The organism is Psychroserpens sp. (genome assembly GCF_045105015.1).
Taxonomy (GTDB): Bacteria; Bacteroidota; Bacteroidia; order Flavobacteriales; family Flavobacteriaceae; genus Psychroserpens.
Map to the genome: position 1 here is coordinate 18,841 of NZ_JBGCCX010000014.1, position 10,994 is coordinate 29,834.

At 31.3% G+C, this 10,994-nt stretch carries 15 protein-coding genes and 1 tRNA gene; 6 read left to right on the plus strand and 10 right to left on the minus strand.

Going from position 1 to position 10,994, the window contains the following annotated elements:
- Positions 1-438: a TPM domain-containing protein gene (locus AB8B90_RS01080; RefSeq protein ID WP_405332808.1), complete on the plus strand. Its 438-nt coding sequence runs from the start codon at positions 1-3 to the stop codon at positions 436-438.
- Between the two features lie 8 nt (positions 439-446).
- Positions 447-1,292 carry a TPM domain-containing protein gene (locus AB8B90_RS01085; RefSeq protein ID WP_405332810.1) on the plus strand — a complete coding sequence of 282 codons (846 nt, stop codon included), beginning with the start codon at positions 447-449 and terminating at the stop codon, positions 1,290-1,292.
- Between the two features lie 14 nt (positions 1,293-1,306).
- On the opposite strand, the gene AB8B90_RS01090 is transcribed toward AB8B90_RS01085, so the two are convergent.
- The 3 genes from AB8B90_RS01090 to der all read right to left on the minus strand — a co-directional run bounded on the left by AB8B90_RS01090 (position 1,307) and on the right by der (position 3,464).
- Positions 1,307-1,513, minus strand: coding sequence for a helix-turn-helix transcriptional regulator (locus AB8B90_RS01090; protein WP_405332835.1), 207 nt, complete (start codon positions 1,511-1,513; stop codon positions 1,307-1,309).
- Positions 1,513-1,971 (minus strand): hypothetical protein, encoded by a 459-nt coding sequence (locus tag AB8B90_RS01095; protein ID WP_405332812.1) that lies wholly within the window; start codon positions 1,969-1,971, stop codon positions 1,513-1,515. The genes AB8B90_RS01090 and AB8B90_RS01095 overlap by 1 nt, the downstream gene beginning before the upstream one ends.
- A 185-nt stretch (positions 1,972-2,156) precedes the next feature.
- Positions 2,157-3,464 (minus strand): ribosome biogenesis GTPase Der, encoded by a 1,308-nt coding sequence (gene der, locus AB8B90_RS01100; RefSeq protein ID WP_405332814.1) that lies wholly within the window; start codon positions 3,462-3,464, stop codon positions 2,157-2,159.
- Between the two features lie 150 nt (positions 3,465-3,614).
- Between der and AB8B90_RS01105 the strand changes: the two genes are divergently transcribed.
- Positions 3,615-4,139, plus strand: a complete 525-nt coding sequence (locus AB8B90_RS01105; protein ID WP_405332816.1) for a GTP-binding protein — start codon at positions 3,615-3,617, stop codon at positions 4,137-4,139.
- 4 nt (positions 4,140-4,143) lie between these two features.
- On the opposite strand, the gene era is transcribed toward AB8B90_RS01105, so the two are convergent.
- From era to AB8B90_RS01120, 3 genes are all read right to left on the minus strand, one after another.
- On the minus strand, positions 4,144-5,025 hold the full coding sequence (gene era, locus AB8B90_RS01110; RefSeq protein ID WP_405332818.1) for a GTPase Era: 882 nt from the start codon (positions 5,023-5,025) through the stop codon (positions 4,144-4,146).
- Between the two features lie 124 nt (positions 5,026-5,149).
- A complete protein-coding gene (locus AB8B90_RS01115) occupies positions 5,150-5,311 on the minus strand; it encodes a hypothetical protein (RefSeq protein WP_405332820.1) in 162 nt (53 codons plus the stop codon).
- Positions 5,312-5,455: 144 nt separating this feature from the next.
- Positions 5,456-5,914, minus strand: a complete 459-nt coding sequence (locus tag AB8B90_RS01120) for an RNA methyltransferase (protein WP_405332822.1) — start codon at positions 5,912-5,914, stop codon at positions 5,456-5,458.
- 170 nt (positions 5,915-6,084) lie between these two features.
- Between AB8B90_RS01120 and AB8B90_RS01125 the strand changes: the two genes are divergently transcribed.
- The 3 genes from AB8B90_RS01125 (at position 6,085) to AB8B90_RS01135 (ending at position 7,887) form a co-directional block, all read left to right on the plus strand.
- Positions 6,085-6,774, plus strand: coding sequence for a Crp/Fnr family transcriptional regulator (locus AB8B90_RS01125; RefSeq protein ID WP_405332824.1), 690 nt, complete (start codon positions 6,085-6,087; stop codon positions 6,772-6,774).
- 79 nt (positions 6,775-6,853) lie between these two features.
- On the plus strand, positions 6,854-7,564 hold the full coding sequence (locus tag AB8B90_RS01130) for a Crp/Fnr family transcriptional regulator (protein ID WP_405332826.1): 711 nt from the start codon (positions 6,854-6,856) through the stop codon (positions 7,562-7,564).
- 101 nt (positions 7,565-7,665) lie between these two features.
- Positions 7,666-7,887, plus strand: coding sequence for a cation transporter (locus tag AB8B90_RS01135; protein WP_405332828.1), 222 nt, complete (start codon positions 7,666-7,668; stop codon positions 7,885-7,887).
- Between the two features lie 107 nt (positions 7,888-7,994).
- On the opposite strand, the gene AB8B90_RS01140 is transcribed toward AB8B90_RS01135, so the two are convergent.
- The 4 genes from AB8B90_RS01140 to AB8B90_RS01155 form a co-directional block, all read right to left on the minus strand.
- Positions 7,995-8,067 (minus strand) — tRNA-Met (locus AB8B90_RS01140).
- A gap of 173 nt (positions 8,068-8,240) precedes the next feature.
- Positions 8,241-9,155 carry a Two component regulator three Y domain protein gene (locus tag AB8B90_RS01145; protein WP_405332830.1) on the minus strand — a complete coding sequence of 305 codons (915 nt, stop codon included), beginning with the start codon at positions 9,153-9,155 and terminating at the stop codon, positions 8,241-8,243.
- 142 nt (positions 9,156-9,297) lie between these two features.
- Entirely contained in the window at positions 9,298-9,480 is a 183-nt protein-coding gene (locus AB8B90_RS01150; protein ID WP_405332832.1) for a CPXCG motif-containing cysteine-rich protein, read from the minus strand.
- Between the two features lie 17 nt (positions 9,481-9,497).
- A partial coding sequence (locus AB8B90_RS01155; protein WP_405332834.1) for an ABC-F family ATP-binding cassette domain-containing protein occupies positions 9,498-10,994 on the minus strand: 1,497 nt, incomplete at its 5' end.

Consider the following 10,994-nt stretch of genomic DNA (forward strand, 5'->3'; position numbering starts at 1 on the left):
ATGTCAAAAATTGAAGATTTTCTTAGTGCCAAAGAAGAGCAAGAAATTATTTCAGCTATAAGAACTGCTGAGGATAATACTTCTGGTGAAATAAGAGTTCATATTGAACATTCTTCACAGAAGGATGCTTTTGAACGTGCCATGGAAGTCTTTCATTACCTTAAAATGGACAACACTAAACAGCAAAATGGTGTTCTAATTTATGTAGCTGTTGACGATAAGAGCTTTGTGATATATGGAGACAAAGGAATTAATGATGTTGTTCCTAATGGATTTTGGGATGCGACTAAAGATGTGATACAATCACATTTTATACATGGTCATTTCAAAAAAGGTTTAATCGAAGGTATATTAAAAGCAGGTGAACAATTAGAAACACATTTTCCTTGGATTCATGGAGATATAAATGAATTACCTAACGACATTTCTAAAGGATAGATTTTAAAATGCAATATTCAATTCAAAATAATGATAAGAAGCTTAGTTCTCCAAACTATGCTTTAATATTAGTTTTATCATTATTCTGTTTTGCTCAATCTGTATTTGCTCAATTTGATATTCCTCCTATTCCTGAGGATCAGACTAGTGTTTATGATTATGTAAATCTGCTTTCTTCTTCTGAAAAAAATAATCTAGAACAAAAACTTATTCGCTATTCAGACACTACATCTACTCAGATTGTAGTCGCAATAATAGCAACAACTAAAGGTGAAAATATTGGTTTACTTACACCTAAATGGGCACATGAATGGGGAATTGGTCAAGCCAAAGAAGATAATGGTATATTCGTTTTACTAGCTAGAGATGATCGTAAAATTTGGATTTCACCTGGTTATGGTGTTGAAGACAGACTTACTGCAGGAATTACTGGAGAGTTGATACGAAATGTTATTATACCAGAATTTAAAAAAGGAGATTATTATCAAGGACTCAACAATGGTAGCGACGCTATTTTTGAAGTTTTGACTGGAGCTTATCAAGGAACTCGACAAAGTAATTCTGGAGATTCTTTTCCTATCGGCTTCTTTTTCTTTTTATTTATCCTGTTCATTATTTTTATCATTGCCATTTCTAAACATAAACGTGGTGGTGGAAATAATGGTAAAGGTGGCAGAACCAATGGCACAAGTATTCTCGATGCTATTATATTGAGTAATATGGGACGAGGCAGTTATGGCGGAAGCTCTGGAGGCTTTGGAAGCAGTTCAGGTGGAAGTTTTGGTGGTGGCGGATTTGGAGGAGGCTTCGGTGGTGGAGGTTTCTCTGGTGGTGGAGCTGGAGGAAGCTGGTAGTAGCATACTACTTTTTACTCGCCTTCTTCTAAAAAAAACAATTCTTCTACTGGTAATTTAAATAACTTCGCAATTTTTATAGCCAATAGTGTAGATGGCACATACTTCCCTTTTTCTATTGCATTTATCGATTGTCGACTCACTCCTATTTTTTCAGCTAAATCCCCTTGAGTTAAATTGTATCGAGCACGCTCAATTTTGATATTATTTTTCATAGAAATTATGCTCTAGCTTTTAAAAAGTTAAATCTAATAATAAAAAATAGTAATGGGGTAAACATATTATACACTAACACATCAAAAAAAGTAAATTCATAAATAAAGATGATGGCAAACATTAATACGATATAATTAAAAATAATCGCCCAAACCAAGGAGTCCTTTCTGAGTTTATAAATAAATTCGTCTTCAACTTTTTCTTTAGAAAAACCAACCATCAGGCCTCCAATAATTATTGTTAATGCTATGATTTCATCAACAATACTGTTTTTAAGAATTTTAAAAAAGCCATAATTATTTTCAAATAAAGAGTCTCCATTAAAAATAGCCAAAACATTAACTGTTAATAAATCAGATTCATATTCAGAGATTGTTAAAAACACACCAGCAATGACTCCAATAGTCAATAAAATCCATCCTGGAATTTTATAAGTGTTAGGCAAAAAATAATTTGATTCCATATCAATATAAAGATTTAATTACCTATCAAAGGTAAACAAATATTTACAAAAAGTAAACCTTACTTTACTTTTTGTAAAATATAATTTATATAATCTCATAAAAAACAGAATACCAACTCAAAACAAGACAAAAAAATACCATCACAACTGAGATGGCATTTTTAATATCTTAACTAAGATACACTTTATTTCTTTCGCATATAAACGCTAACTGGAACACCTTTAAAATCGAAATGTTCTCTTAACTTGTTTTCTAAATAACGCTTATAAGGTTCTCTTACATACTGAGGTAAATTACAGAAAAATGCAAATTGCGGTTGTGGAGTTGGCAATTGCATGATATATTTAATTTTAACAAATTTACCTTTATAAGCTGGAGGTGGATAATTTTCTATTATTGGCAATAAGACCTCGTTCAGTTTACTAGTCTTTATCTTTTTACTTCTATTTTGATATACTTCAACAGCAGTTTCTATAGCTTTAAAAATTCGCTGTTTGTTTAATACAGATATAAATACAATAGGCACATCAGTAAATGGTTCAATTTCTTTTCTGATACGTCTTTCGAAATCTCGAGTCGTCATCGTATTTTTTTCAATTAAATCCCATTTATTTACAAGTATGACAATCCCTTTTCTATTTCGTTGAGCCAACCAAAATATATTTTGCACTTGACCATCAAAACCTCTAGTGGCATCTAGAACTAACATACAAACATCACAATGCTCAATAGCTCTAACACTTCGCATTACGGAGTAAAATTCTAGATCTTCTTTAACTTTGGATTTACGTCTGATACCAGCCGTATCTACTAAATTAAATTCAAATCCGAAGCGATTGTATTTGGTATCTATAGAATCTCTGGTTGTTCCTGCAATGTCAGTAACAATATATCTATCTTCACCTATAAGTGCATTAATAAAAGAAGATTTACCCGCATTAGGTCTTCCGACAACTGCAAATCGAGGCAACTCATCTTTTTCTTCTTCCTCGTCTTTTTCAGGCAAAGCATCAACTAAGGCGTCTAATAAATCACCTGTTCCACTACCATTAATACTTGCAATTGTAAAATATTCACCTAATCCCAAAGCATAAAACTCTACAGCATCTTCAGCACGTTTCCCATTATCAACTTTATTGACAGCTAAAAACACTGGCTTTTCAACTTTACGAAGTAATCGTGCTACATCTTCATCCATTCCTGTGACACCCGTTTCTACATCAACCATAAAAATAATGGCATCCGCTTCTTCGATGGCTAATTCAACTTGCTTATCAATTTCAGCTTCAAAAATGTCATCACTACCTTTTACATATCCACCAGTATCGATCAAAGAAAATTCTTTACCGTTCCAATCACTTTTTCCATAATGCCTATCTCTAGTAACACCACTAACGGCATCAACTATAGCTTCACGACGTTGAATTAAACGATTAAAAAATGTTGATTTTCCAACATTTGGTCTTCCGACAATAGCAACTATATTACTCATAATTTTGCGTTTTATTCTGCATTACATATCCTGTAAGCGGCTGCAAAGATACTAAATAACTACTGATACTCAGTTAATTTTGCAGTAAACATGGAATCTATTAATTAATTGAATAAAAATTAGTACTTTGAAATACTATTTTTAGCCAAAATGTCTACAACAACCAATGATATTGTTTTAAGACCTCGTTTTAAATTTCATGTTAATTATAAAAACGAGATGCTTTTAAAGTTATTTGAAGACACTAAATCTGTGCAATCAGATTTTATCGTGTCTCGCGTTGATGATCATGTATTTATTAAAATCCCAAAAGACAAACAACATTTCTGGTCACCACAATTGCATTTAGAAATTAATAACGAATTTGATGAGAAAGATGGTAGTATTATCTATGGGTTGTTCGGACCTAATCCAACAGTGTGGACTATGTTTATGTTTTTTCATTTTCTGGTAGCAGGCTTATTTATCGCATTTGCAATTTGGGCTTATGTAAATTGGACTTTAGATGCTAATTATGCCATTCAACTATTTGTTACCTTACTTACCATTGTAATTTGGGTCGCTTTATATTTTGGTGGACGCTTAGGGAAGCGAACAGGGATGGCACAAATGCATGAATTACATCATTTTATGAGAGATACTTTAAGAAGTAAAGGTATACACGCTGAAGATTAAATCACTAATGGTTGTAACCAAAACGCTTTAATTGCCTTTGATTACTTCTCCAATTTTTATTCACTTTTACGTATAATTCTAAATGAACTTGTTTTCCGAAGAACTTCTCTAAATCTTTACGAGCTTCAACACCTACACGTTTCAATGCAGAACCTTTATGACCAATAATAATTCCTTTTTGAGTATCACGTTCAACCATAATTACAGAACGCATTCTAATGCTATGTTCTTCTTCAAAAAACTCTTCAGTATCAACTTCAACTGCATAAGGAATTTCTTTCTTGTAGTGCATTAATATTTTCTCACGAATGGCTTCATTTACAAAAAAGCGTTCAGGTTTATCGGTTAGCTGATCTTTAGGATAAAACGCGGGCGACTCTGGTAATAATTCTATAATTCTATCAAATACATTCTGAACATTAAAACCTTGTAATGCAGAAATTGGAAAAAACTCAGCATTAGGAACCTTACTTTGCCATAATTCGGCTTGTTCTTCTAATTGTTCTTGATTAGAATTGTCAATTTTATTTAGTAATAAAAGTACAGGTATTTTAGAACTCTTGATTTTATTAAAAAAGGCTTCATCTTTTAATTCTTTTTCACCAATTTCAACCATGTAAATTAAGACATCTGCATCTTCGAAAGCAGATTTCACAAAATCCATCATAGATTCTTGTAGCTCATAAGCTGGTTTAATAATTCCTGGAGTATCACTAAGAATCACTTGAAAATCTTCACCATTAACAATACCGAGAATACGATGTCTAGTGGTTTGTGCCTTAGACGTTATAATTGATAGCTTTTCACCAATAAACGCATTCATAAGTGTAGATTTACCAACATTTGGATTACCTATAATATTAACAAAACCTGCTTTGTGACTCATATGTAGTTTGATTCTAGATGACAAAGTTACAACCTTTATGAAACATTAAATAACTTCTGACACCACTAAATAAAAAAGCTTGTGAAGTATAAGTTCACAAGCTTTAATTATATTTTTGATATGATTAGCCTCCTAATCCTCCTCCTGGATCAGGTGGAGATGATGCTTGAGCTTTTTTAGGTGTTAAAATAATAAATGTTCCCATTGCTGTTAAAGCAGCATATTTTCCCATTTTTATTAACGCATCCTTTCGTGTGATTTGATCTTGCGATTCTTGTTTCTTCATTGTCTACGATTGGTTTAGTTATTTAATAAATAATCAATTGATTGTTTATTATTTAAAATAATCCCTAATCAATTACTATAACAATAGTAAATATATTAAATTTTTATTAATTATTTAACAAATATTCGACAAAGAGGAATATTATCATGATCTAGGTTTATTTATTCCACGATCATACATGACAATACTTCCTGCGACAGAGACATTTAGGCTCAACTGAGATTTGAATTTTATTAGAAAATGACTTTTTTCAATGGCAAATTTGGACAAACCATGATCTTCAGCTCCTAAGAGATATACACAGCGTCTTGGATGGTTAAAAGTTTCTAAATCTTCGGCTTCTTGAGTTAACTCTACACCAACTAATCGTGTTCCTTTTGGTAAATTATTAAAAAAATCTTCAAAAGTATCGTAATGAAAATAAGGCATCGATTTTACTGCATTATGTGTATCACAAGCTTGCTTAGCATAGCGATTTCCGATGGTAAAAATAAAACTGGCACCTAGGTTTTGAGCGGATCTCCATAAGACTCCCAAGTTTTCAGGAGTTTTACCGTTTTGAATACCGATTCCGAAGAATTCATTTTTGAAATTATCATTCATAATACAAAAATATAAAAGCTCTTGATTTTGCAAAACAAACACGAATACATTGAATTACAATTTAGTTTTCAAAAATCTTTCTATAACTATTTAATTAAACAGTTAGCTGATAAAAATCAGCATTTAAACAGCATTTTAGCAATAAATTTATACTAGAAAAATTCGTAATCATGAATACTCAAGATTTTTATATTGGGAAGCAATTCAACTTTCTAAAAAGCATGTCCTTTGCTGAAAAAGAAGTTCTTCTAAACCATAGTTCTAAACTAGAAATAAAAAAAGGGGAAGTGATTTTTTTCGAAGATGAGCATTTAAAAAAGCTCTATTGTATAAGTAATGGTGCATGTAAATTTTCACTAATTGATAATAAAGGAAAAGAACACATTACCAAACTTCTTGGAGAAGGAGATCTCATGGGAAGACGTTCTATTATAACAAATAAAGGGGCTTTAGTAACTGCAACCGCAATTACCAATACTATACTGTATTCAATTGATAAAGATCCAGTGCTATTAAGCCTAGAGAAAAATAATGAATTTTGTCAAGATGTTTTAAAAGGCTTTATTGACGACATGGAAGACGACGCAAAAAAAATTACTTATTTTCAGAATAATAAAAAACTTAAAGTAAGACTAGCAGGTTTATTACTTTATCTAGCTCATAAATTTGGAACAGAAAAAAAAGGTTGGATTAATATATCATTAAGACGTCAAGATATGGCTGACATACTAGGAACTACAAGTGAATATGTAATTTCTTTACTTACTTCATTTAAAAATAAAAATTACTTGGAGCTCAATCGTGGAAACATAAAAATTAATTCAAATCAAAAATTAATTACGCTAATGAATAGTAACTAAATCAGATAAAACCTATAAAATTATAGCTTTTACTTTTTTATCATCGTTTATATTTGTGTAGGTATAAGCTAACGTATTTATGGCACAAAATGATAGAGAAGAACGTTGCGAAAACTGTATTGTAAGACAGTTTAACAATCTTCGTGCTTTAAACAAAGAAGAACTCAAACAAGTTTCTGACGCTAAGGTCACAAAAAAAGTAAAAAAGGGTGATACTCTTTTTGAAGAAGGAGAACATCTTAATGGTATTTTTTGTGTTAGAGATGGTGTATCAAAACTCTCTAAATTAAGCTCAAACGGTAAAGATCAAATTTTAAAGCTTGTAACTAAAGGCGAAGTTCTTGGTCAAAGTTCTATTATTTCAGATGAAAAATCTGATTTACGTGCTACTGCAATTAATGATATGGAAGTTTGTTTCATTCCGAAAGAGAACATAGTGGTTCCGCTTAATAACAATCCTAAATTTACTATGGAAGTCTTAAAAACCATGGTAAGCGATTTAAAAGAATCTAATGATGCTATCTTAAGGCTTTCCCAAAAAAATGTCAAACAAAGAATCGCACAAGCTCTACTCTACATCAAAACAAATTATGGTGAAGATGATAATGGGTACTTAAAACTAAATCTTTCAAGAGAGGAGTTAGCAAATGTTGTTGGTACTGCTGTAGAGTCATGCATTAGAAATGTTTCTGCCTTAAAAAAAGAGGGTTTGATAGCTATCTCTGGAAAAAAGATCGCCTTGATTGACAGTAACAAATTAACTCAGTTTATTGAAGATTTCAGACATTAAGTATTTCTATTTATCTGAATATCATATTCTTATTAAAACTGACAAATATCATTTTTTTCGTTAACACTTGTCCTTAAGTTTACATTATAAAACTTTCACTAATGCGAACAACAGTAATCATACAGAATTTAAGATGTAATGATTGTAGACATAAAGTGGTTACTGCAATTGCTAAATTTAAAAGCATATCAAATGTAGTCACAGATATTACCATTGGTAGTTTAAGTTTCGATTATTCAAGTCATAATGCTATTGAAGGCTTACGTATACACCTTTCAGAAATAGGGCATCCTATTACCGAAGACCCTAGCATTACTAAATAACGAACTCTTAATATCGTTAATTATCACGTGACAGTTTAGTGCTTAACAAATAATTACTTTATGATATTAAATAAAAAAAGCCAAACACATGTGTTTGGCTTTTGTAGTAGCGGGAACTGGACTCGAACCAGTGACCTTCGGGTTATGAGCCCGACGAGCTACCTACTGCTCTATCCCGCGATTTAAATAAAATGACTGTCTTAGCTTTTAACTTTCGGTTCATAATGCCGACTTAATCATTTCGGACTGCAAATATACAACGCTTTTTGATTTTAACAACACTAAAAGTAAAAAAATAGCTCTTAATCATAAATGACTAAGAGCTATTCTCAAAATTAAAACTAGAAATTATGTTAATCGTTATCGTCTTCAATATCTAAAGTTGCCAACACTCCTGCATCATTATTACTTACAAAATCAAACTGTTCAATATCTGGAAACTGAGATTTTAACTGGGCTAAATCGCCTTTAAAATCGTTGTTACCTATCATCAATATTTTTAAGTTAGATAGGTTAGCTATATCTGTAGGGAGGTTACCAAAAAATGCATTATTTGCTAATACTAATTCTTCTAAATTTACAAGGTTTGATATTGCATTAGGTACAATTCCTAATAACATATTATCAAAAACACTTAATGTTTTTAAATCTGATAAGTTACCTATGCTTTGTGGTAATTTACCTGTAAGGTTATTACTACTAACTAATAATTCGTTAAGTTTCGTTAAGTTACCAAGTGTATTAGGCAAAACTCCTGAAAGTTTATTACTATACAATCCTAAAGATTGTAATTGAGTTAATTGACCAATCGTATCTGGTATTGATCCTTCAATATCATTCATAAATAATTGTAAGGATTGTAAGGATGACATATCTCCAATTGTATTTGGTAACGTTCCATCTAGCCTATTAAAAGCCATATTCATAACTTCTAAAGCTTTCAAATTACCAATTGAACTTGGAATAGTTCCAGAGATATTATTTCTGAAGAAATTAAGTGTTTTAAGATTAGATAAGTCTCCTAAAGCGTTAGGAAGTTGTCCTTCAAGATTGTTAAATTCTAAATTAAGAGCAACAACATGTTTACCCTCAACTGTAACTCCATACCAGCTTGAGACAGGACTATCTAAATCCCAAATTGTATTCCAAGATGTTCCATTAGTAGAATTATATAAAGCGAGTAGTGCTTCTTTTTCTTTTGTAGTCACATTAGCAAACGAAAATATCGTTACTAGGCACAATAACAGTGTAATTTTAGCGGTTTTCATAATAGTAGATTTTTGTTAGGGAGCACATTTACTATAACGAAAATAACAGAATATCGACTATCTACCAATTTTTTTCGATGAAATGCATGGTCGTTTATCGAAAAATTTTTATGTTATTGAAAATCAGATGTTTAAAAAATTACTATTGTTCAATATTTTGGGCTTCAAAAGCTATTATTTCGCTATTTTCAGTACTGATAGACAACTGAATAGGATTACAACAGACTTCACAATCTTCAATATATGACTGTTTCGATAAGGATATATCAACTAGCATTGATATGGATTCCCAACAATATGGACATTGAAAAAAATGTTCTTCCATGGTTAAAGTTACATCGATTATGCCAGATTTTCTATATCTATTTGAATCATTTCCCAATCAGTCATTAGTTGTTTCAGCGCTTGTTTTTTAGATTGATAGCGATCAAAGAAATTTTCATCAGAAACTGTTTCATCATAATTAGTTGCTAATTCAACATCATCTGCTTTGATATCTTGTTCTAGTTGACTTATCTTAGATTCTATATTACTCAACTTATTGTTTAAAGATTTAAGTTTCTTCTGATCTTCGTAAGACTGTTTATTTGTAGTTTTTGGTGTTTCTTTTATGACTGTACGCCTTTCAACTTCACGCAAATTTTCAACATTTCTTTGTTCTAAATAGTAGTCAATATCTCCTAAATATTCTCTAATTTTCTGGTCTTTAAATTCATAAACCTTATTAGTAAGCCCTTGTAAAAAATCTCTATCGTGTGACACTAAGACTAACGTACCCTCATACTTTTTTAATGCGTCTTTAAGTACATTTTTTGATTTAATGTCTAAGTGATTGGTTGGCTCATCCATAATTAAGACATTGATGGGTTGCAACATTAATTTTGCTAATGCTAATCGATTTCTTTCACCTCCAGATAGTACTCGAACGTACTTCTCAACTTCATCTCCTCTGAATAAAAAAGACCCTAAAATATCACGGACTTTACTTCTATTGGTTTCATTAGCAGCATCAATCATGGTATCTAAAACAGTTTTACTACCATCTAAATACTCTGCCTGATTTTGAGCAAAATATCCAATTTGAACATTATGTCCCAGTTTTAAATGGCCTTCATGTTTGATTTCACCCACAATGATTTTTGCTAAAGTGGATTTCCCTTGCCCATTTTGACCAACAAAAGCAGTTTTACTATCACGCTCTATCATCAAATTGACATCAGTTAACACCTGATTATCGTCATAACGTTTTGAAATATGTTCAGCTTCAACCACAACTTTGCCTGGTGTAATTGAAACAGGAAAATTTAAAGTCATCACACTGTTATCATCTTCATCAACTTCAATACGGTCAATTTTATCCAACTTTTTAATCAGCGACTGAGCCATAGTTGCTTTACTAGCCTTTGCTCTAAATTTTTCAATTAGTTTCTCAGTTTGTTCAATTTGCTTTTGCTGATTTTTTTGAGATGCCAGTTGTTGTGTTTTAATCTCCTGACGAAGCACTAAAAATTTAGAATATGGCTTCGGGTAATCATAAATTCTACCTAATGAAATCTCAATGGTACGATTGGTAACGTTATCTAAAAACATTTTATCATGCGATACTATTACGACTGCACCTGAATAATTTTTCAAAAAGTTTTCTAACCAAATAATAGATTCGATATCTAAATGGTTTGTAGGCTCATCTAAAAGTAAAATATCATTATTTTGAAGTAAGAGCTTTGCAAGTTCAATTCGCATTCTCCAACCTCCCGAAAATGTATCTGTGAGTTTATTAAAATCTTCACGTTTAAAACCAAGACCTTGTAATATTTTTTCAGTTTCACCTTGATAATT

Coding starts and splice junctions, on each gene's coding strand:
- der (WP_405332814.1), bottom strand. CDS start 3,464: ATGAGTAATATAGTTGCTATTGTCGGAAGACCAAATGTTGGAAAATCA.
- AB8B90_RS01135 (WP_405332828.1), top strand. CDS start 7,666: ATGCGAACAACAGTAATCATACAGAATTTAAGATGTAATGATTGTAGA.
- AB8B90_RS01150 (WP_405332832.1), bottom strand. CDS start 9,480: ATGGAAGAACATTTTTTTCAATGTCCATATTGTTGGGAATCCATATCA.
- AB8B90_RS01105 (WP_405332816.1), top strand. CDS start 3,615: ATGTCTACAACAACCAATGATATTGTTTTAAGACCTCGTTTTAAATTT.
- AB8B90_RS01125 (WP_405332824.1), top strand. CDS start 6,085: ATGAATACTCAAGATTTTTATATTGGGAAGCAATTCAACTTTCTAAAA.
- era (WP_405332818.1), bottom strand. CDS start 5,025: ATGAGTCACAAAGCAGGTTTTGTTAATATTATAGGTAATCCAAATGTT.
- AB8B90_RS01115 (WP_405332820.1), bottom strand. CDS start 5,311: ATGAAGAAACAAGAATCGCAAGATCAAATCACACGAAAGGATGCGTTA.
- AB8B90_RS01080 (WP_405332808.1), top strand. CDS start 1: ATGTCAAAAATTGAAGATTTTCTTAGTGCCAAAGAAGAGCAAGAAATT.
- AB8B90_RS01145 (WP_405332830.1), bottom strand. CDS start 9,155: ATGAAAACCGCTAAAATTACACTGTTATTGTGCCTAGTAACGATATTT.
- AB8B90_RS01130 (WP_405332826.1), top strand. CDS start 6,854: ATGGCACAAAATGATAGAGAAGAACGTTGCGAAAACTGTATTGTAAGA.
- AB8B90_RS01120 (WP_405332822.1), bottom strand. CDS start 5,914: ATGAATGATAATTTCAAAAATGAATTCTTCGGAATCGGTATTCAAAAC.
- AB8B90_RS01095 (WP_405332812.1), bottom strand. CDS start 1,971: ATGGAATCAAATTATTTTTTGCCTAACACTTATAAAATTCCAGGATGG.
- AB8B90_RS01085 (WP_405332810.1), top strand. CDS start 447: ATGCAATATTCAATTCAAAATAATGATAAGAAGCTTAGTTCTCCAAAC.